The sequence below is a fragment of the Mycobacterium sp. URHB0044 genome (assembly GCF_000620625.1).
In the GTDB taxonomy this organism is placed as follows: Bacteria; Actinomycetota; Actinomycetes; order Mycobacteriales; family Mycobacteriaceae; genus Mycobacterium.
Window position 1 is genome coordinate 346135 of record NZ_JIAW01000006.1, and the last position, 19292, is coordinate 365426.

At 68.3% G+C, this 19292-nt stretch carries 20 protein-coding genes; 13 read left to right on the forward strand and 7 right to left on the reverse strand.

Going from position 1 to position 19292, the window contains the following annotated elements; genetic code table 11:
• Positions 1-29 precede the first annotated feature (29 nt).
• Positions 30-875, reverse strand: a complete 846-nt coding sequence (locus N536_RS0115560) for a TatD family hydrolase (protein ID WP_029114450.1) — start codon at positions 873-875, stop codon at positions 30-32.
• A 24-nt stretch (positions 876-899) separates the two neighbouring features.
• Between N536_RS0115560 and metG the strand changes: the two genes are divergently transcribed.
• The 4 genes from metG (at position 900) to N536_RS0115580 (ending at position 5913) form a co-directional block, all read left to right on the forward strand.
• Complete coding sequence (gene metG / locus N536_RS0115565) at positions 900-2486, forward strand: methionine--tRNA ligase (RefSeq protein WP_051574522.1); 1587 nt, start codon at positions 900-902, stop codon at positions 2484-2486.
• A 76-nt stretch (positions 2487-2562) separates the two neighbouring features.
• Positions 2563-3741, forward strand: a complete 1179-nt coding sequence (locus N536_RS0115570; RefSeq protein WP_029114452.1) for an NAD(P)/FAD-dependent oxidoreductase — start codon at positions 2563-2565, stop codon at positions 3739-3741.
• Positions 3738-4637, forward strand: coding sequence for an RNA polymerase sigma-70 factor (locus tag N536_RS0115575; protein ID WP_029114453.1), 900 nt, complete (start codon positions 3738-3740; stop codon positions 4635-4637). Before N536_RS0115570 ends, N536_RS0115575 begins: the two co-directional genes overlap by 4 nt.
• A gap of 19 nt (positions 4638-4656) precedes the next feature.
• A complete protein-coding gene (locus N536_RS0115580) occupies positions 4657-5913 on the forward strand; it encodes an aminodeoxychorismate synthase component I (RefSeq protein WP_029114454.1) in 1257 nt (418 codons plus the stop codon).
• Here N536_RS0115580 and rsmI read toward each other — a convergent pair.
• Entirely contained in the window at positions 5883-6719 is an 837-nt protein-coding gene (gene rsmI, locus N536_RS0115585) for a 16S rRNA (cytidine(1402)-2'-O)-methyltransferase (RefSeq protein ID WP_029114455.1), read from the reverse strand. The genes N536_RS0115580 and rsmI overlap by 31 nt on opposite strands.
• A 93-nt stretch (positions 6720-6812) precedes the next feature.
• Between rsmI and N536_RS0115590 the strand changes: the two genes are divergently transcribed.
• Positions 6813-8288: a dolichyl-phosphate-mannose--protein mannosyltransferase gene (locus tag N536_RS0115590; RefSeq protein WP_197040149.1), complete on the forward strand. Its 1476-nt coding sequence runs from the start codon at positions 6813-6815 to the stop codon at positions 8286-8288.
• Between the two features lie 408 nt (positions 8289-8696).
• Complete coding sequence (locus N536_RS0115595; protein ID WP_029114457.1) at positions 8697-9530, forward strand: hypothetical protein; 834 nt, start codon at positions 8697-8699, stop codon at positions 9528-9530.
• A 1-nt stretch (position 9531) separates the two neighbouring features.
• On the opposite strand, the gene arcA is transcribed toward N536_RS0115595, so the two are convergent.
• Entirely contained in the window at positions 9532-10737 is a 1206-nt protein-coding gene (gene arcA / locus N536_RS0115600; protein WP_029114458.1) for an arginine deiminase, read from the reverse strand.
• Positions 10738-10782: 45 nt separating this feature from the next.
• Here arcA and soxR point away from each other — a divergent pair, with 45 nt between their 5' ends.
• Both soxR and N536_RS0115610 read left to right on the forward strand, forming a co-directional pair.
• Positions 10783-11214, forward strand: coding sequence for a redox-sensitive transcriptional activator SoxR (gene soxR / locus N536_RS0115605; protein ID WP_029114459.1), 432 nt, complete (start codon positions 10783-10785; stop codon positions 11212-11214).
• 30 nt (positions 11215-11244) lie between these two features.
• Entirely contained in the window at positions 11245-11877 is a 633-nt protein-coding gene (locus N536_RS0115610; protein WP_029114460.1) for an alpha-ketoglutarate-dependent dioxygenase AlkB, read from the forward strand.
• Positions 11878-11879: 2 nt separating this feature from the next.
• On the opposite strand, the gene N536_RS0115615 is transcribed toward N536_RS0115610, so the two are convergent.
• Both N536_RS0115615 and N536_RS0115620 read right to left on the reverse strand, forming a co-directional pair.
• The gene (locus tag N536_RS0115615) at positions 11880-12539 is read right to left on the reverse strand and encodes a DUF5642 family protein (protein WP_036436464.1); all 660 of its coding nucleotides are present in this window, start codon (positions 12537-12539) and stop codon (positions 11880-11882) included.
• A gap of 20 nt (positions 12540-12559) precedes the next feature.
• Complete coding sequence (locus N536_RS0115620; RefSeq protein WP_029114462.1) at positions 12560-13216, reverse strand: DUF5642 family protein; 657 nt, start codon at positions 13214-13216, stop codon at positions 12560-12562.
• A gap of 58 nt (positions 13217-13274) precedes the next feature.
• Between N536_RS0115620 and N536_RS0115625 the strand changes: the two genes are divergently transcribed.
• The 5 genes from N536_RS0115625 to N536_RS0115645 all read left to right on the forward strand — a co-directional run bounded on the left by N536_RS0115625 (position 13275) and on the right by N536_RS0115645 (position 17434).
• Positions 13275-14246 carry a linear amide C-N hydrolase gene (locus N536_RS0115625; RefSeq protein WP_029114463.1) on the forward strand — a complete coding sequence of 324 codons (972 nt, stop codon included), beginning with the start codon at positions 13275-13277 and terminating at the stop codon, positions 14244-14246.
• A gap of 74 nt (positions 14247-14320) precedes the next feature.
• Positions 14321-15016: an LpqN/LpqT family lipoprotein gene (locus tag N536_RS0115630; RefSeq protein WP_029114464.1), complete on the forward strand. Its 696-nt coding sequence runs from the start codon at positions 14321-14323 to the stop codon at positions 15014-15016.
• Positions 15013-15387 (forward strand): hypothetical protein, encoded by a 375-nt coding sequence (locus N536_RS0115635; protein ID WP_029114465.1) that lies wholly within the window; start codon positions 15013-15015, stop codon positions 15385-15387. Before N536_RS0115630 ends, N536_RS0115635 begins: the two co-directional genes overlap by 4 nt.
• The gene (locus tag N536_RS0115640) at positions 15387-16286 is read left to right on the forward strand and encodes a hypothetical protein (RefSeq protein ID WP_029114466.1); all 900 of its coding nucleotides are present in this window, start codon (positions 15387-15389) and stop codon (positions 16284-16286) included. Before N536_RS0115635 ends, N536_RS0115640 begins: the two co-directional genes overlap by 1 nt.
• A 194-nt stretch (positions 16287-16480) precedes the next feature.
• Positions 16481-17434 carry an esterase family protein gene (locus tag N536_RS0115645; RefSeq protein ID WP_029114467.1) on the forward strand — a complete coding sequence of 318 codons (954 nt, stop codon included), beginning with the start codon at positions 16481-16483 and terminating at the stop codon, positions 17432-17434.
• Positions 17435-17451: 17 nt separating this feature from the next.
• Here the strand turns inward: N536_RS0115645 and N536_RS0115650 are convergent, their stop codons facing one another.
• Together N536_RS0115650 and N536_RS0115655 are read right to left on the reverse strand one after the other, a co-directional pair.
• Entirely contained in the window at positions 17452-18279 is an 828-nt protein-coding gene (locus tag N536_RS0115650) for a shikimate 5-dehydrogenase (RefSeq protein ID WP_029114468.1), read from the reverse strand.
• The gene (locus tag N536_RS0115655; RefSeq protein WP_029114469.1) at positions 18279-19277 is read right to left on the reverse strand and encodes a GNAT family N-acetyltransferase; all 999 of its coding nucleotides are present in this window, start codon (positions 19275-19277) and stop codon (positions 18279-18281) included. The genes N536_RS0115650 and N536_RS0115655 overlap by 1 nt, the downstream gene beginning before the upstream one ends.
• Positions 19278-19292 lie beyond the last annotated feature (15 nt).

A 19292-nucleotide genomic window follows, 5' to 3' on the forward strand; every position in this document is an offset into this window, starting at 1 on the left:
ACGAAAGCCCCTGAGACCGGCAACTCGCGTCAACGACTCATTCCGTAGGTCCTGATCGCATTCGCCGCGGTCTGGTGAGCGACGTCGGTGGCGGGCCGGTCGATGACCTCGGCCAACGCCCTCACGGTATAGGGCAGGCAGTACGACTCATTCGGCGCGCCCCGGTACGGATGCGGGGTGAGGAACGGCGCGTCGGTCTCGACCAGGAGCTGCCCGACGGGAATCAACCGGGCCGCCTCACGCAGTGCCGATGCGTTCTTGAAGCTGACCGTGCCGGACAAGCTGAGCAGCCAGCCCGCGTCGACGCAGGTGCGCGCCATCTCCGGGCCCGAGGAGAAGCAGTGGAAGATCACGGCGTCCGGGGCGCCCTCGGCGTGCAGCACGTCGAGCACCTCGGCGTCGGCGTCCCGGTTGTGGATCATCAGCGGCTTACCGGTGCGCTTGGCCAGGTCGATGTGCCAGGCGAAGGCCTCACGCTGCTGCGCGGGGTCCGCACAGCCGTCGAGCTTGCCGGGCCAGTACATGTCCATTCCGGTCTCGCCGATCGCGACGACGCGAGGATGGGCCGCGAGCCGCTCGATCTCGGCCCTGGCGTCGTCGGTGAGCGCATTGGCGCGCGTCGGGTGCAGCGCCACGGCGGCGTACACCCGCGGATCCCAGTCGGCCGCCTGCGTCACCCACTGCGCCGAGGCCAGGTCGTCGGCGATGGTGACGACGGCCCCGACCCCCACGGCCTCGGCACGGTCGAGGATGGCGCGCACGTCGTCGGCGTCCGACGCGCCGCACGCGTCGAGGTGGGTGTGCGCGTCGACCAGCGGCGCCAACGGTTCCGGCGCGGGCGGCTTCTCACGGTTGGCTGGGCGACTCGAGCTCACCGCCACACAATAAGGTGAGCGTCGATGAGCCCTACCGATCTCCCCGGCGCGGTGACGCCCACCGCGGGACCGCCGTTCTACGTCACGACCGCGATCGCCTATCCCAACGGCGACCCGCACATCGGGCACGCCTACGAGTACATCGCGACCGATGCGATCGCCCGATTCAAGCGGCTCGACGGGTTCGACGTCCGCTACCTGACCGGCACCGACGAGCACGGATTGAAGATGGCGCAGGCCGCGGCGGCCGAGGGCATTCCGACGGCTGACTTGGCGCGGCGCAATTCGAACAACTTCCAGGCACTGCAGGAGAAGTTGAACGTCTCGTTCGACCGCTTCATCCGCACCACCGACGCCGACCACATCGAGGCGTCCATCGACATCTGGAACCGGATGAACGACGCCGGCGACATCTACCTGGACTCCTACGCCGGTTGGTATTCGGTGCGCGACGAACGCTTCTTCGCCGAGGACGAGACCGCCGAGGGCCCGGACGGCACCAGGATCGCCGTCGAAACCGGCACCCCGGTGACGTGGACCGAGGAGCAGACCTACTTCTTCAAGTTGTCCGCCTACACCGACAAGCTGCTGGCCCACTACCAGGAGCACCCCGAGTTCATCGGGCCCGACGTGCGGCGCAACGAAGTCGTCAGCTTCGTCTCGGGCGGATTGAAGGACCTGTCCATCTCGCGGACCACCTTCGACTGGGGCGTGCAGGTCCCCGGTCACCCCGACCACGTGATGTACGTCTGGGTGGACGCACTGACCAATTACCTGACCGGCGTGGGTTTTCCGGACACCGAGTCGGAGTCCTTCCAGCGGTTCTGGCCGGCCGATCTGCACATGATCGGCAAGGACATCATCCGGTTCCACGCGGTGTACTGGCCGGCCTTCCTGATGTCGGCCGGAATCGAGCTGCCGCGAAGGGTTTTCGCGCACGGCTTCGTGCTCAACAGCGGTGAGAAGATGAGCAAGTCGGTGGGCAACGTGGTCGACCCGATCGCGTTGGTCGACGCGTTCGGTCTTGACCAGCTGCGCTACTTCCTGTTGCGGGAGGTGCCGTTCGGACAGGACGGCAGCTACACCGAGGACGCCATCATCGGGCGGATCAACAGCGACCTCGCAAACGAATTGGGCAACCTGGCCCAGCGGTCGCTGTCGATGGTGAACAAGAACCTCGACGCGACCGTGCCGGAACCCGGCGAGTTGAACGACGACGACCTCGCGCTCCTGGCCACCGCCGACGCCCTGCTGGAGAAGGTGCGGGCCCACTTCGACGTCCCGGCCATGCATCTCGCCCTCGAGGCCATCTGGCTGATGCTCGGCGCGGCCAACCGGTACTTCTCCGCGCAGGAGCCGTGGGTGCTGCGCAAGTCCGACGCCCCGGCCGACCAGCAGCGGTTCGGCGCGGTGTTGTACACGACGCTCGAGGTGGTGCGCATCGCCGCACTTCTGGTGCAACCGGTGATGCCGGACTCCGCGGCCAAGCTGCTCGACCTGCTCGGTCAGCCCGCCGACCAGCGGACGTTCGCCGCGGTCGCCACTCGGCTGGCGCCGGGCACCGCGCTGCCGAAGCCCGAAGGGGTGTTTCCGCGCTATCAGGTGGAGTGACGCGCGTCACGTCGTGTCACACTTCGCTCGTGGGCGGTGTCTTGAGGGCAAGGACCCTCGACACGAAGGAGTGACCATGAGCGGGAAGCGCACGCACGTCGTCGTCATCGGAGGCGGTTACGCCGGGACCCTGGCGGCCAACCACCTGCGGCAGCGCAGTGACGTAGATGTCACGTTGGTGAACTCACGGCCCTGTTTCGTGGAGCGAATCCGGCTGCATCAGTTGGTCGCGGGCTCCGACGACGCCGTCGTCGGCTACGAGGACATTCTCGGCGAGGGCATCCGCCTGGTGGTCGATGACGCCGTGCGGATCGACGCGGCGGCCCGGATCGTGACGTTGGCGTCCGGCGACACCCTCGACTACGACTATCTGATCTACGCGGTGGGCAGCGCTGCCGGCGCGTTGACGGTTCCCGGCGCGGCCGAATTCGCCTACCCCATCGCCGAATTGGAGCATGCCGAGCGGCTACGTGCAGCGATCGACGACCTGCATCCCGCCGCGGCGGTGACCGTCGTCGGCGCCGGACCGACGGGCATCGAGACGGCCGCAGAACTCGGCGAGCAGGGTCGCAACGTGACACTCGTCTGCGGCAAGGTGCTCGGCCCGTACCTCAGCACGCCGGGTCGGCGCTCGGTGGCCAAGCGGCTGGCCAAGCTGGGCGTGACCGTGCTGGACGGACCGGACGCGTGCGTCACCGAGGTTCGCGAGCGGACCGTCGTGCTGTCCGACGGCCGTGAGTTGCCGAGCGTCGTCACGATCTGGGCCGCGGGCTTCGCCGTCCCCGACCTCGCCGCGCGCAGCGGATTGCGCACCGACGCGGTGGGCCGCCTGCTGACCGATGAGACACTCACCAGCGTGGACAGCCCACGCATCGTCGCGGCCGGGGATGCCGCCGCGCCGTCGGACCTGCCGCTGCGGATGAGCTGCCAGGCCGCCATCCCGCTCGGCGCCCAAGCTGCCAACACGGTCCTCAGCCGCATCGCGGGCACCGCGCCTGCCGCGCTGAACCAGGCGTTCGTCGGGCAGTGTGTGAGCCTCGGCCGCGGGGCGGCCACCATTCAGATCGCACACCTCGACGACCGCGTCATGCCGGCCTACATCGGTGGTCGCGCCGCCGCGGCGATCAAGGAGACCGTGTGCAAGGGCACCGTCGCGGCGCTGGCCCGCGAGGCCCGCAAGCCGGGCTCGTACTTCTGGCTCAAGGGCGGGAAGCGGGCCGATCGGGTGGCAGCGGTTGGGGTTCGGGTCGAATGACTGGCAGCGAGGAGCACGCCGACCGGTTCACCCTGCTGCGGCCGTTGCTGTTCACCATCGCCTACGAAATATTGGGCTCCGCAACGGAAGCCGACGACGTGCTGCAGGAGAGCTACCTGCGTTGGGCCGACGTCGACTTGGCGACGGTGCGCGACACCAAGTCCTACCTCGCCCAGCTCGTCACGCGTCAGGCGCTCAACGCGCTGCGCGCGGACGCCCGTCGCCGCGAGGACTATGTCGGTCCGTGGCTGCCCGAGCCGCTGGTCCTCGACGACCGGGACCCGGCCGCCGACATGGTGCTCGCCGAGTCGGTGTCGATGGCGATGCTCGTCCTGTTGGAGACGCTTGGTCCCGACGAGCGGGCGGTGTTCGTGCTGCGCGAGGTGTTCGGCTTCGGCTACGACGAAATCGCCTCTGCTGTCGGCAAATCGACGGCCACCGTTCGCCAGGTCGCGCACCGGGCACGCGAACACGTGCATGCCCGCCGCAAGCGCTTCGAACCGATCGACACCGCGACGTCCGCCGAGCTCACCGAGCGGTTCCTCACGGCGGCGGCCACCGGCGACATGGACGGCCTGCTGTCGATGCTGGCCCCTGACGCCACGTGGACGGCGGATAGCAACGGCAAGGCGAGTGCCGCGCGCAGGCCCGTGGTGGGTGCGCGGAAGGTGGCATCGGCGGTGATCGGCTTGTTCCGGCTCGGCAACAAGTTGCCCGACGTCCGCATGGAGATGGTCACCTGCAACAGCGCGCCTGCGATCGTGGTCTACAGCGGCGATCATCTCGAAGGCGTGTTCACCATCGAGATGATCGACGGCAAGATCACGCACTTCTACGCGATGCGCAATCCCGACAAGTTGGCCGCCATCGCCGTCCGACGGGCGATCAGCCGCTAGCGTCTGACACCCTTGGCCGGTGCGGATTGATCGGCTCGGCGACCTCGGCAGCGCCCCGTCGGTGTTGCGCACGGTCGCCGACGCCGCCGCCCGCCGTGGCATGCCGCCGCCAGCGGCCCTGATCGGTGAGTGGTTCGGGTCGAGAGCGGTGATCGCGCCGAGCGTGGCGGTTCGACCGGTCGACGTCGACGCCGTCTTCGACGTAACACCCGGGGCGGGCGAGGCCGTCGGTGGCGGCTGGATCGGGTATCTGTCCTACCCCGACGCGGGCGCCGACGGCCGTGGGCCGCGGATTCCGGAAGCGGCAGGCGGCTGGACTGACTGCGTGCTGCGCCAGGACGCCGGCGGTGCGTGGTGGCATGAAAGCCTTTCGGGTGCAGGGCTTTCCGCGTGGGTGGCCGACGCACTGCAGCGCCCCACGCCGCCGCAGGAATGCGGGATCGTGTGGGGCGATGCCGACCGCGATGCTCACCGCCGCGGAGTGCTGGAGTGCCTCGAGGCGATCGCCGCGGGTGAGGTTTACCAGGCGTGCGTGTGCACACAGTTCTCCGGCCGCCTGCACGGCACGCCGCTCGACTTCTTCGTCGAGGCGGTCGGCCGAACCGCCCCCGCGCGTGCGGCATACGTGGCGGGCGAGTGGGGCGCGGTGGCCTCGCTGTCGCCCGAACTGTTCCTGCGCCGGGCCGGTGTGTCGGTGACGTCCAGCCCGATCAAGGGCACGTTGCCGATCACGGCCGACCCAGCTCAGTTGCGGGCGTCGGTCAAGGACGTCGCCGAGAACATCATGATCGTCGACCTGGTTCGCAACGACCTGAGCCGTGTCGCCGTCACGGGCAGCGTCACGGTGCCGGAGCTGCTGGCCGTGCGGCCCGCGCCAGGCGTGTGGCATCTGGTGTCCACCGTCGCCGCGCGCGTCGACGTCGCGGTGCCCATGGCCGAGGTGCTCGACGCGACGTTCCCGCCGGCGTCGGTGACCGGTACGCCGAAGTCGCGGGCTCGCCACCTCTTGACGAGATGGGAGCCGATGCGTCGCGGAATCTATTGCGGCACAGTAGGGTTGGCGTCACCCGTCGCCGGAACCGAGCTCAACGTCGCGATCCGCACCGTCGAATTCGACGCCAGTGGAGGCGCGGTGCTAGGGGTCGGCGGCGGCATCACCGCGGATTCGGATCCCGACGCGGAGTGGGACGAATGCCTGCACAAGGCCGCGCCGATCATCGGCGCTCCGCATACGGCCGCCATCGCTCAGCGCCGCGAACGCAGAACCGCGTCGTAGAGCTCGCGGCGTGACGGTGCGCCGGGATTCGCGGCGATCACCTCGGCGCACGCATCCTTGACGCCCGCGCCGGCCTCCACCAGGGCCAGCACCGCGGCGACCAAGGTCGCCTCGTCCACGCGGGGTTGCGCGCCGGCGAGCACCACGGTGATCTCGCCGAGGACGCCGTCAGCGGCCCAGTCCGCGAGCTCGCGCAGCGATCCGCGCCTGATCTCCTCGTGGGTCTTGGTCAGCTCGCGGCACACGACCGCCCGACGGTCGGGCCCGAGGGTGTCGACGGCGTCGCGCAGGCAGTCGGCAAGCCGGCGCGGAGACTCGAAGAACACGCACGTCCGCTGCTCACCGGACAGCCCGGCGAGCCACGAGGTCCGCGCGGCCTGCTTGCGCGGCGCGAAGCCCTCGAAGCAGAACCGGTCCGACGCCAGCCCCGACACCGCGAGCGCCGTCGTCACCGCCGATGGGCCTGGCAGGCAGCTGACCTGCAGCCCCGCTTCGGCGCAGGCCGCGACGAGGCGATAGCCGGGATCGTTGATCAGCGGCATGCCTGCGTCGCTGACTACCAGGACCGTCGCACCGCCCTCGATCTCCTCGATCAGCCACGGCACCCGCGACGCCTCGTTCTGATCGAAGAAGCTGACCACTCTGCCGGCGGGCTTGACGCCGAGCGCCTGCGCCAGTGTCCTGACCCGCCGGGTGTCCTCGGCGGCGACGATGTCGACGGTGCCCAGCGCCTCCACCAGACGTGCCGACGCGTCGCCGACCTGCCCCAACGGGGTGGCCGCGAGCAGCAGTCGGCCTCCCGTCACACTGCACAGCCTACGATCGCTCGTGTGACCGCTCCGCCCGCCGACGTCGTCGACGCCCCACGCGCGGTTCCGGTGATCAGCCCAGCCCCGCTGATGCCCGCCCCCGACTTCGGGCCTGCCGACCGTTTGCAGGGCTGGGCGATGACGGCGGTGATCACCGCACTCGCGGCCATCACGCGGTTCCTCAACCTCGGCTCGCCGACCGACGGCGGCACCCCAATCTTCGACGAGAAGCACTACGCGCCGCAGGCCTGGCAGATGCTGGGCAACCACGGCGTCGAGGACAACCCGGGCTACGGGCTGGTGGTCCATCCGCCGGTCGGCAAGCAGTTGATGGCGATCGGCGAGGCGCTGTTCGGTTACAACGGGCTCGGCTGGCGGATCAGCGGCGCGGTGTGCGGCGTGATCATCGTCCTGCTGGTGGCGCGGATCGTCCGCCGCATCACCCGCTCGACGCTGTTGGGCGGCATCGCCGGACTGTTGATCATCGCCGACGGCGTCAGCTTCGTCTCGGCGCGCACCGCACTGCTGGACGTCTACCTGGTGGTGTTCGTCGTGGCGGCGTTCGGCGCGCTGATCGTAGACCGCGACCAGATGCGCGAGCGCATGCACGTCGCGCTGCTGGAAGGGCGCATCGGCGAGACGCCGTGGGGGCCGCGCCTCGGGGTGCGGTGGTGGCGCTTCGGTGCGGGCGTGTTGTTGGGGCTGGCGTTCGGGACGAAGTGGTCCGGCCTGTACTTCATCGTCTTCTTCGGGTTGATGTCGTTGGCGTTCGACGTCGTAGCGCGGCGTCAGTACCGGGTGCCGCGGCCGTGGCTGGGCACGCTGCGCCGAGACATCGGGCCGTCGGTGTACGCGCTGGGACTCATCCCGCTCGGCGTCTACCTCGCGTCCTACGGGCCGTGGTTCGCGTCCGAGACGGCGACGAACCGGCACGAGGAAGGGCAGTCGATCGGCGAGGGCGGGGTGATGCCCGACGCGCTCCGATCGCTGTGGCACTACACGTATTCGGTTTACAAGTTCCACTCGGAGCTGACCAACGCAGCAGGCAACCACCATCCGTGGGAGTCGAAGCCGTGGACGTGGCCGATGTCGCTGCGGCCCGTGCTGTACGCGATCGACCAGGACAACATCGCGGGGTGTGGCGCCCAGTCGTGCGTCAAGGCGGTGATGCTGGTCGGCACGCCCGCGATGTGGTTCCTCGCGGTGCCGGTGCTGGGCTGGGCCATCTGGCGGGCATTCGTCAAGCGGGACTGGCGGTATGCGGTCGTGCTGGTCGGCTACGGCGCGGGCTATCTGCCGTGGTTCGCCGACATCGACCGGCAGATGTACTTCTTCTACGCCGCGCCGATGGCCCCATTCCTGGTGATGGCGATCGCGTTGATCCTCGGCGACATCCTGTATGCGCCACGCCAGAACGCCGAACGCCACACGCTCGGGTTGCTGGTCGTGTGCCTGTATGTCGCCGTGGTGATTACGAACTTCGCGTGGATGTTCCCGATCCTCACGGGGCTGCCCATCTCGCAAGCTACGTGGAACATGCAGATCTGGCTACCCAGCTGGCGTTGAAGCAGCAGGTCGGCTCCCGCAGCCAGTCGCCTGCCGCAGCCCGTCGCCGGACGGTGCCGTCGCCTTGCCTAGTCCTCGGCGCGCGGCAAATGCCTTTCACGGCCCTATGCGCATTTTCCACGCCACGGTCGTCGATACCGGGCTATCGGCCCGAACGCGCAGCCCCCGTGTAGAAACCGCGTATAGGACGGCGAGGGGCATGGTGCTGGACGGGCCGGGCCTCCCGGCATATGCCCTCGGCGCATGGTGCTGGATGCGCCGGGCCTTGGTTCTCAGATGGTGCTGGGCGGGGCGGGACTGGATTCTCGCGGTGCCGGGATTTCCACAGTGCGTTTTCCATCCACAGGTGACCATCAACTGAGCGAACGGTGGGCAGTAGCGTCGGCTGAACCGTCGATCATCCTGGGTATGGACCCATTCGTCGGATCCGAGGCCATCGCCAGTGGTGCGCTGACACGCGGCCAGCTGCGGTGGAACTACACCGCGCTCTATCCGAACGTCTACGTCGCCAACGACGCCGCGCGATCAATCTCGACGAACGCGCACGCCGCGTCGCTCTGGTCCGGTGGCACGGGAATCATCGCCGGCAAGGCCGCCGCCGCTCTGCACGGGGTGCGCTGGATCGATGAGTCGACGCCCATTGAATTGATCACCAGCCACGGCAGGCAGCATCCGGGGCTCATCGTCCGGCAAGAGCGCATCGAGGACGACGAGGTGCAGGCGCGCGGCCCGCTGAGAGTGACCACGCCGGCGCGCACCGCACTCGACCTTGCGCGGCGGCTACCCCGCGATGAGGCCGTAGTTCTCATGGACGCGTTGGCCAAGATGACGCTTCTGGAACTTGCGGAGGTGGAGGCGTTGGTCGACCGGTATCGCGGAGCACGGGGCATGCGGCGGGCACACATGGCGGTGCCTTTAATGGACGGCGGTACCCGATCGCCGGCCGAGACCCGGTTGCGATTGATGTTTCGCGACGCGGGAATTCCGAAGCCTCGGACGAACATCGTTCTGGTGGACGGCCATCACTGCGTAGTCCTTGGGATGGGCTGGGATTCGTACAGGGTCGGAGTCAGTTTTCAGGATCCGGCATGTCAGCCCGCCTCGTTGGTGCAGCAGATCTACCAAGAGGACGTCGTTCGGCGGCTTGGTTGGGTGGAGGTACGGGTCGCGCCGCAGCACTGGCGGCCCAACATAATCCACCGTGTTCGCGATGCGCTGCGACGGCGTGGGGCGCGTGTCTGAGCTACAGCGGGTCGCGGGCAGCGGGACACGACATGCAGCGTGGTCCACCGCGGCCCGTCCCCAACTCCGACGCCGCGATGCGCAGCACTTCGATGCCCGAATCCTCGAGTCGCGCATTGGTTTCCGCGTTGCGCTCGTACGCGACCACCACCCCGGGCGCCAGCGCCAACGTGTTGTTGCCGTCGTCCCACTGCTCACGCTCGGCGGTGACGGGATCCAGCCCGGTGTCGATGACCCGCAGCTTGCCGATCCCCATCGCATCCGCGGCGGCATCCACGAACGGGGCGGCACGGTCGATCGTCACACCGCTGCCCGTGCTGCGAATGGTGAACGCCGACAACGAGTCCACGATGTTCGGGTACATCACGACGGCGTCGGTGTCGACCATCGTGCACACGGTGTCGAGGTGCATCTGTGCGCGTTCCTGCGCGATCGGCACCGCAAGCACCGTGTGGGCGAGTTCGTCGTCGAACAGACTGCGCGCCAACGCCTCCGCACCCGCAGGGGTGGTCCGCTCCCCCACGCCGACTGCCACGACACCGGGCGCGAGCAGCAGCACGTCGCCACCTTCGACCGGCGCCGAGCGCGACTCGTAGGCGCGTCGCACCCCGAGGAAACGCGGATGGTGCGCGTAGATCAAGTCGGTCAGCGACGTCTCGCGCATCCTCGCCGGCAGCGCCAACGACGTGATCGCCACCCGCGGCCCGATCCAGAACGACGAATCACGGGTGAACAGCAGGTTCGGCAGGGGGTCGATGACGAAGTCACCGCCGTGGTGCATCCGGCGCACCAACGACAGTTCGCTCTCGCCGAACGGCAACTCGTTGAACGTCATGCCCGCCATCAGCACACGCGCCAGCGATTCCGGTTCCAGCGTGCGCAGATACGTCGAAAGTTCCTGGGCCAACGGCAATCCCAGGCGCCGCGAATCGACGGCTGCCGAGATGCCATGCATCCGGGCGGCACCGCTGGCCAGTGCCTGCGTCAACAGGTCCGCGAGCAACAGCACCTCGACGCCGCGCGAGCGCAGCACATCGGCGAACGCGTCGTGTTCCTCCTGCGCCTTCACCACCCAAGGCAGCCCGTCGAACAGCAGCGAGCCGTTGTTGCGTGGCGTCAGGCGCTGCAGTTCGGGACCCGGTCGGTGCAGAATGACCACCCGCAGCGTGCCCACCTCGGAATTGGAACCCAGCACCGTGCCCGTCACCACTAGACCGTAACGCCATTCGCCACCTCAACTAGGGTTTAGGTCATGGAGTCGCACGAGCTGACGCCCGGTGAGATGGCGCACCGCAGCGGCGTTGCGGTGTCTGCACTGCACTTCTACGAGCGCGAAGGCCTCATCCACAGCAGGCGCACGTCGGGCAATCAACGCCGCTACCCTCGCGAAACCCTGCGCCGGGTGGCGTTCATCCGGATGTCGCAACGGCTCGGCATCCCGTTGGCGCGAATCCGCGAGGCCCTGGCGACGCTACCTACGGATCGGACACCGACGGCCAAGGACTGGGCCCGGTTGTCCGCAGGCTGGCGCGACGACATCGACGAACGCATCGTGCATCTGCAGCGGTTGCGCGACAACCTGGCCGGGTGCATCGGTTGCGGCTGTTTGAGCTTGAAGACGTGCGCGTTGTCCAACCCGGGCGACGTGCTGGCCGGACGGGGCCCCGGCGCAGCCAACCTGTGAAATCGAACGAGTGTGCGATAACATCGGCTGGTGTCCTTGACGGTCCAAGGGTCGCTGTTCGACCACGCCGAGCGGCGGTCGCTGGGTGACGGCGCGTGGATCGACGTGCGAACGGGGTGGTTTTCCGGCGGGCAGGAGCGAAGCGACCCGGGGAATGGTTCCGGCGGGGAAGCCCTGTTCGACGAACTGCTGACCGAGATCCCGTGGCGGGCGGAGCGCAGGCAGATGTACGACCGGGTGTTGGCCGTCCCCCGACTCGTCAGCTTCCACGACCTCGGTTCCGAGCCTGCGCCGCACCCCATGATCGCCAAGCTGCGCGTGCGCCTGAACGACCTCTACGCCGGCGAGTTGGGTGAGCCGTTCATGTCCGCCGGCCTGTGCCTGTACCGGGACGGCGCCGACAGCGTCGCCTGGCACGGGGACACCATCGGCCGCAGCAGCACCGAGGACACCATGGTGGCGATCGTGAGCCTCGGCGCCAGAAGGGTTTTCGCGATGCGGCCGCGCGGCGGCGGGCAATCCCTGCGGCTGCCCCAGGGCCACGGCGACCTGCTGGTGATGGGTGGCTCCTGCCAGCGAACGTGGGAGCACTCGGTGCCGAAGACGTCCAGGCCGACTGGCCCCCGGATCAGCATCCAGTACCGGCCGCGCGACGTGCGCTGAGCTCAGCGGCGAACCGCGCCCACCGCGGCGGTCAACAGGTCGCGCGCCCGCTGCGTGTCGACGGGCGCCACGGGCTGATTGGGCACCACCAGCGGATTGGCCGTGACGATCACCAGGAAGCTGCCGAAGCTCGCCACGTAGTTGTACAGCTCGCCGCTGGCCGGCTTGCCGTTGACCACGGTCTGCACGACGCGATGGGTGCCCAGCGTCCGCACGCCGTCGATGGCCGGCGACTCGGCGACCTCCACGACACCGCGTGCGCCAGGACCGGCGAAGCCGACCTTCTTGCACGCGTCGCCGGGATCCGGCACCGGCACGGGCTCCGACGTCTCGACCGCGATCGCGATGAACCGGTTGCCCTCACCCTCGGCCGTGGTGGCTGCCATGTTGCCCTTCAAACCCGCCGGCACGGCCAGGCCCGCCGCGAACTTCGTGCAGTCGGGCGGCTCGAACTTCACCCCCGGCGGAAGCGTCTGCGGCGCGAGGATGCGCGGATCGATGCCCGTCGGAGCGACGGTGGTGACCTTGAAGTCCGGCCCGAAGCTCGACTTGACGTCCAGGACACCGGAGATGTCGGAATGCTCGTCGACGGCGGCCTGCCCACCACTCGAACACGCGGCCAGTGCAGCGGTGCACACGAGGGCGAACAGCGTCCTGAGCATCGCCGCCAATGTACCTTCGCTCACCCCTGCAGCGCCGAGACGGTCTTCACCAGTAGCCCGGCGGCGAAGTCGGCACCAAGGATGGGACCAGACGAGCCGGGGTCGGTCACCACCGTGACATACGCGACGTAGCCGCCGAAGTAGGCCGTGAAAGTATCTGCGTGCGAATGTGTTTCGGTTCCGCCCTCGACGACGGTGGTGGTCTCGGTGCGGGTACCCAACGTGGTCGCCGCATCGATCGACGGCGCTTCGACGGTCGTCACCGTCGCGCTGGTGCGCCCTGCGGAGAACGTCGAACTACCGCAGTCACCGATCAACGCGACGTCGGGTCCGGTGGCAGGTCCGGCCGCCGCCACCACATAAACGATCCCGCCGGGGCCAGACGCCGACCAGCCCCGCGCCGTCGCGCCGTCCACCGCCGGATCGGCAAGCACTCCGCACTGCGGCGGGTCGGCGGTCCACTGCGGACCGAAGCCCCAGAACGCCGACGGCGCCGTAGGACCGACGAGATCGGCCACCTCGTATCCGGATGGCAGGTCACCGCGAACGCGGGCGACATGGGCGAGATCGACGGCCGCCGGACGCGGTGAGCCAGCCGTCGGGCGGGGCACGTCCGACGGGCCGCAGGCCGCACACAGCGCCACCGCCACCGCCACGAAGGCCGCGAACACGCGCACGCCGTCTTGATACCACAGCTACGCTGACCTCCCCGAATACCAGCGAGAGGACACGCCCATGTGCACCCGAGTGCTGTGGAATTCCAATCAGATCGCGGTACTGGCCGGCCGCAGCATGGATTGGCCGGAATCGACTGAACCCCTCATCGTGGCGTTTCCCCGTGGTCGGCAGCGTGATGGCGGACAGCTGTTGACCGAGACGGTCGTGCCGGACAATCCGCTGCGCTGGACCAGTCGCTACGGGAGCATGGTGACGACGATCTACGGATTGGGCTCCGTCGACGGCCTGAATGAGGCCGGACTGGGCGTGCACGCGCTGTATCTGCAATCGACCGACGTGGGAACCCGCGACGCCGGGATCCCCGGCCTACACACTGGGCTGTGGGCGCAGTACCTCCTCGATCAGGCGGCGACGGTGGCGGAGGCGTTGGCTCTAATGGAGGGCATCCAGTTGGTCATGGTCGCCGCCCATGGCTTCGATGCCACGCTGCATCTCGCCATCGAGGACGAGGGCGGCGACTCGGCGATCATCGAGTTGGCGGCGGGCGCACCCGTCGTCCACCACGGACGTGAGTTCACCCTGATGACCAACGACCCAACCTACGAAGAACAGCTGGAACTGCTGGCAGCCAAGGACTTTTCACATCCGAGCCGCGAACTACCGGTACCGGGAAACGTCAATGCAATCGACCGGTTCCAGCGCGCCGCGTACTACTCGGCACTGCTGCCCGAACCAGCCGACGAGCGTCAGGCGGTGGCCGGCGTTATGGCCATCATGCGCAACGTCTCGGTGCCTTTCGGTGCGCCATACGGTGAATTCGGGGTGTACAACACGGAATACCGGACGGTGGTCGACCTCACCCACCGGAACTACTTCTTCGAGCTCACCACCAGCCCCAGCACCATCTGGGGTCGCATGGCGGCCCTGGACCTCACCGACCGTGGTGAGCCGCTGGCCGTGGACCCCTACGACACGTCCCTGACCGGCGACATCACCGATCGATTCGCCGCGCGGGCCGTCGGTTTTTGACACCCGCCCGCATTCCCGTGCAGTTTCGGTTTGCTGACCGTAGGCTCATGCTGCTTCCGACGACAGGAGAGTCCATGATTTCCCCCATGAAGGCCAGCGGTACTGCGATCGCCGTTGTCGCACTTGGCCTCGCCCTGGCAGGTTGCGGGTCGGACACCAAGTCCGCGCCGAGCACGTCGGCATCGGCATCGAGCACGTCCAGCAGCGCCAAGAGCAGCAGCGCCGCGCCGTCCAAGCCGGCCGAGGCGGGCAAGAACGAAACGATCGCCGACTACATCAAGACGGCCGGGATCACCGAAACACCGGTGCACCGTGGCGATCCCGGAACACCTACGGTTGACCTTCCTGTCCCCGCCGGCTGGGCCGACGCCGGGCCGAAGACGCCCGAATACGCCTGGGGCGCCATCTACTTCACCGATCCGGCGATGGCCAGTGACCCGCCGTCGATCGTTGCGCTGATGTCCAAGCTGACCGGTGACGTCGACCCGGCCAAGATCCTCGAGTACGCGCCCGGCGAGCTGAAGAACCTGCCCGGCTTCGACGGCGGCGACGGCGCGAAGGACGAACTCGCCGGCTTCGACGCCTACCAAATCGGCGGCAGCTACGTGAAGGACGGCGTCAAGCGGATGATCGCCCAGAAGACCGTCGTCATCCCGGGCCAGGACGCGGTCTACGTCCTGCAGCTCAACGCCGACGGTCTCGAGGAGCAGATGGGTCCGCTGATGGACGCCACGTCCGAGATCGACGAGAAGACCAAGATCACGCCATGACCGCAACGGATCCGGCGGAGCCGGCACCACCGCAGCGCGGCCTCACCCGCGACGAGCAAAACAGCGCGGCACAGGCGGAAGCCGAAGCCGGACCCACGCCATCGAAGACCCAGCAATTCCTGCATGCGATGAGTCCGCGGCTGGTGTGGTCGCAGGCCGACGGCTATCCGGTGGTGGTCAAGCAGTTCATCCAGTTCTGCCTGATCCTCATCTACCCGGCGTGGGTCTTCATGGTGCTCGTGGGCGCTGCGCTCACCCTGCTGTTCTACGTGACGATCTACCCCATCCTCTGGGTGCTCTTCTGGCCCATCCGAGCCTCGCAGAAGAAGAATCACCCCGAGGAGTACGCCGAGAGCCAGAGAAAGAAGTAGTGGGCCTGTTCAGCCGGGCGGCGGCCGCGACGGTGATCGTGTCACCCGAGACCGCCACTCCCCGGCAGACGGTGCACGCGACGGTCACCACCGACAAGCGCATCGACAAGGTCACCTCGGCGCGCCTGGACTGGGGTTACACCAACTTCTACCAATACCACTGGGCCGGCAGCAACACGAATGTTGCAGACACCGGCAGCATCTGGACGTCCGACCAGGTCGGCACCAACTACGGCGGAGACCGCGACACCAACGACTGGGTCAGCGTCATCGTCGAGGACGTGCCCATCGCAGCAGGCGAGTTCACCGGCGCCTCGTCGACGTTTCGCGTCCCGTCGTGGGCGCCGGCGTCGTCACCCGAGATCGCTCGATGGGAATGCCGGCTCACCGTCGAACGCGGCGGCCGCGACGTCGATACCCGCGGTGAATTCGCCGTGATCGTCGGGACGGCCGACGTGGAGGCGTACGTCGACCCCGTCGAGGTGGTCGCCGGTGCCGCCGAAACCGCCATCGACGTCGCGCTGTCGTCGCCGGTGTACCGCGCGGGCGAGACCATCACCGGCCAGGCCACGCTGACGCCCACGATGGACCTGCCCGACGGCGACCTCGCGGTGTCCTGGCAGCGCGAACGGGAGTCGCACCCCCTGACGCGCACGCCCAGCCCTGGCACCCAACTGGACGGCCGAATCGTGTCACTTGGCAAGCGCATTCAACTGCGCGCCGGCGTGCCCGTCGTGCTGCCGTTCGAGATCCCACTTCCGCCCGATGCTGCGCCGACGGCGACGGCCGTGCACTCGTCGCTGAACTGGTTCGTGCAGGCGCGATTGATGTACGCCGGGTTCAGCGGTCACATGCTGGAACGCGTGCGGCGTCCCATCGTGGTGGTCAACGCACCCTGACCGCGACAGCGGTGTAACGCCGCCGCGGCGCGGCGCGAATTAACTCCTGGCAGCCACTGCAGTTTGCGTGCGCTGGCCCGGGTATCGGCGCTCAAGCAGGTGGCGCTCCTGCGATGGCCCACGTCGCCTCGCAGCAATAACCACATCATCGCCCGCAGCGGCTGTGGGCATGTCCCTGAAGGGATGACCGACGAATGAGGATCTTCAAGAATTGGGCCGGACGCATGGCCAGCGCGGGTGCGGCAGCGTTGTTGCTGCCAGGACTGATCGGCATTGCGGGTGGCGCGGCGCCTGCTGAGGCGTATTCGCGCCCAGGGCTTCCCGTCGAAACGCTGATGGTGCCGTCCGCGGCGATGGGCCGCGACATTCCGGTGAAGTTCCAAGGCGGCGGCGCGCACGCGGTGTACCTGCTCGACGGCCTGCGCGCACGCGACGACAACAGCGGGTGGGACATCGAGACCGCGGCGTTCGAAAACTACTTCGAGTCCGGCCTTTCGGTGGTCATGCCGGTCGGTGGCATGTCGAGTTTCTACACGAACTGGCAGGGTCCGGCGGTCGGCAACGGCGGAACGTACAACTACCAGTGGGAGACGTTCCTGACCTCCGAACTGCCCGCCTACCTGTCGGCGAACAAGGGCGTCTCGCCCAGCGGCAACGCCGTCGTCGGACTCTCGATGGCGGGTAGCGCCTCGCTGATCCTCGCCGCCTACCACCCCGGTCAGTTCAGTTATGCCGGGTCGTTGTCGGGCTTCCTGAATCTCTCGGACGGCATCTGGCCGACGCTGGTCGGAGTCGCCATGCGTGACGCAGGCGGCTTCGACGCAGGCGCGATGTGGGGACCCGGCGGCGGCCCAGCGTGGCAGCGCAACGATCCGACGGTCAACGTCGGCAGGCTGGTCGCCAACGGCACCCGGATCTGGGTGTACTGCGGCAACGGCACGCCGAACGAACTGGGCGGCGGCGATCTGCCCGCGACAGTCCTCGAAGGCCTCACGCTGGGTAGCAACAGGGCCTTCCAGTCCCGGTATCAGGCGGCGGGCGGCTCCAACGCCACGTTCAACTTCCCGGCCAACGGCACCCACAGCTGGGGGTACTGGGGCGCGCAGCTCAACGCCATGAAGCCCGACATCCAGCGGACGCTGGGCTGACCGCCCGGCGGCCCGCGTCAGGCCCGCGAGATCGCCGAAGCCTCGGCGACCTGCTCGGCCGTCGGCCGCACGCCGGTGTAACGCTCGAATTGCTCGGCGGCCTGCAGCGCGATGACCTCGGCCCCGCTGATGACGTCGACGCCCGCGGCGCGCGCCGAGGTGATCAACGGCGTCTCCGACGGCAGCGCGACTACGTCGAACACCGTGCGCGCGCGGGCGATCGTGCTGTCGTCGAAGGGTTTCTCGGTCGCTTCCGGCGCGCCCGCCATCCCGAGCGGCGTGACGTTGACGATCACCGCGGCCGACCGGGAGCCGACCTCGGCTGCGTAGTCGTAGCCGAGCCGCCTGGCGAGTGCCCGGCCGGCCTCCTCGTTCCGAGCGACGACGGTCCCGGACTGGAACCCGTGGTCGCGGAACGCCGCACCGACCGCGCTGGCCATGCCCCCGCTGCCACGGATCAGTACCGTCTCCGCGGGGTCGAGGCCGTGTTCGTCGATGAGCCGCTGCACCGCAAGGTAGTCGGTGTTCGACGCGGTGAGGTGACCGTCGTCGTTGACGATGGTGTTCACCGAGTGGATGGCCCGCGCCGAGTCCTCGACGTCGTCGACGAGCGCGATGACGTCCTCCTTGAACGGCATGGACACCGAGCAACCGCGGATGCCGAGGGCACGGACGCCCCCGATGGCCGCCGCGATGTCGGTGGTGGTGAACGCCTTGTAGATGAAGTCGAGCCCGAGCACGTCGTAGAGGTGGTTGTGGAACCGGGTGCCGATGTTCGACGGCCTGGCCGCCAATGAGATGCACAGCAGGGTGTCCTTGCTCAGCGGCGGGCGACGGCCCGCCATCAGCCGACCGCCCTGATGGCTTGGCGCGCAACGGAACTGATCTGGCGGTACACCTTCGGCGGGATCGAGAGGGCGCGCAGCGTTGGCACGTCGATGACGGTGGTCACCACGCCCTGCTCGTCGCGGTGCCACTCGGCGCCGTACTTGTCGAGAATCCGTCGCATCGGGTAATTCTCCGTCAAGACCCGCGCGGTGAACCGCTTCACGCCGTCACCGCGCGCCGCGACGGCCAATGCGTCCATGAGGAACTTGCCGATGCCGCGGCCCTGGTAGTCGTCGGCGACGATGAACGCCACTTCGGCGACTGTCGGATCCGCCACGTCGCGGACGAAGCGCGCGTCGGCGATCACCGGCCCGTCAATCCCGTCGGTCAGCACCCACACGAAGTGATCGACGTAGTCGACTTCGAACAGGTAGGTCATCAGTGACGCGGTCGGCATGCGGGTGGTCTGGAACCGGCGATACAACGTCTCGCCGGAGAACAGCGCCGAACCGTCAACCGTGCGTTCCTTGTCGCCGGGTAGCACGGGGCGCAGGTACAACCGCGTGCCGTCGCGCAGCCGCACCGGAATTGGTTCGAGATAGGTCGCCAGGCGCTGCCGCGCCGTACGCACCAGCTTGTCCAGCAGGCGCGGAACTTCGAGCATCGCCGCGAAGGCCTCGCGCCCGCCGACCCAGCCGGTCAGCGTCTCCGTAGCGGTGACGGTGGCGTTGCGTGGCGTATCGCGCAGCAGCGCGATCTCGCCGACGATCAACCCCGGTCCCACTTCGACGACGCTGGTGTTCCCGCCTGCCCCAACGTGTTCGACCTCGGCACGGCCCGACCCGATCAACAGGAAGGACACGGCGGGCTCACCCTGGCGCAGGAGAACCTGGCCCGGCGCTGCCGTCAGCTTTCGGAGGTGAGCCGCAAGCGGACCCAACGAATCGATGGGACACCCTGCGAAGAACTCCAGGGCAGCCAATTCGTCGGCGCCAACGGCAGTGGATCCCACCACGCCCCGAGGCTACGG

Coding starts and splice junctions, on each gene's coding strand:
- soxR (WP_029114459.1), top strand. CDS start 10,783: ATGGAGTCGCACGAGCTGACGCCCGGTGAGATGGCGCACCGCAGCGGC.
- metG (WP_051574522.1), top strand. CDS start 900: ATGAGCCCTACCGATCTCCCCGGCGCGGTGACGCCCACCGCGGGACCG.
- N536_RS0115645 (WP_029114467.1), top strand. CDS start 16,481: ATGAGGATCTTCAAGAATTGGGCCGGACGCATGGCCAGCGCGGGTGCG.
- N536_RS0115570 (WP_029114452.1), top strand. CDS start 2,563: ATGAGCGGGAAGCGCACGCACGTCGTCGTCATCGGAGGCGGTTACGCC.
- N536_RS0115630 (WP_029114464.1), top strand. CDS start 14,321: ATGATTTCCCCCATGAAGGCCAGCGGTACTGCGATCGCCGTTGTCGCA.
- N536_RS0115635 (WP_029114465.1), top strand. CDS start 15,013: ATGACCGCAACGGATCCGGCGGAGCCGGCACCACCGCAGCGCGGCCTC.
- N536_RS0115650 (WP_029114468.1), bottom strand. CDS start 18,279: ATGGCGGGCCGTCGCCCGCCGCTGAGCAAGGACACCCTGCTGTGCATC.
- N536_RS0115625 (WP_029114463.1), top strand. CDS start 13,275: ATGTGCACCCGAGTGCTGTGGAATTCCAATCAGATCGCGGTACTGGCC.
- N536_RS0115590 (WP_197040149.1), top strand. CDS start 6,813: ATGCCCGCCCCCGACTTCGGGCCTGCCGACCGTTTGCAGGGCTGGGCG.
- N536_RS0115615 (WP_036436464.1), bottom strand. CDS start 12,539: ATGCTCAGGACGCTGTTCGCCCTCGTGTGCACCGCTGCACTGGCCGCG.
- N536_RS0115595 (WP_029114457.1), top strand. CDS start 8,697: ATGGACCCATTCGTCGGATCCGAGGCCATCGCCAGTGGTGCGCTGACA.
- N536_RS0115575 (WP_029114453.1), top strand. CDS start 3,738: ATGACTGGCAGCGAGGAGCACGCCGACCGGTTCACCCTGCTGCGGCCG.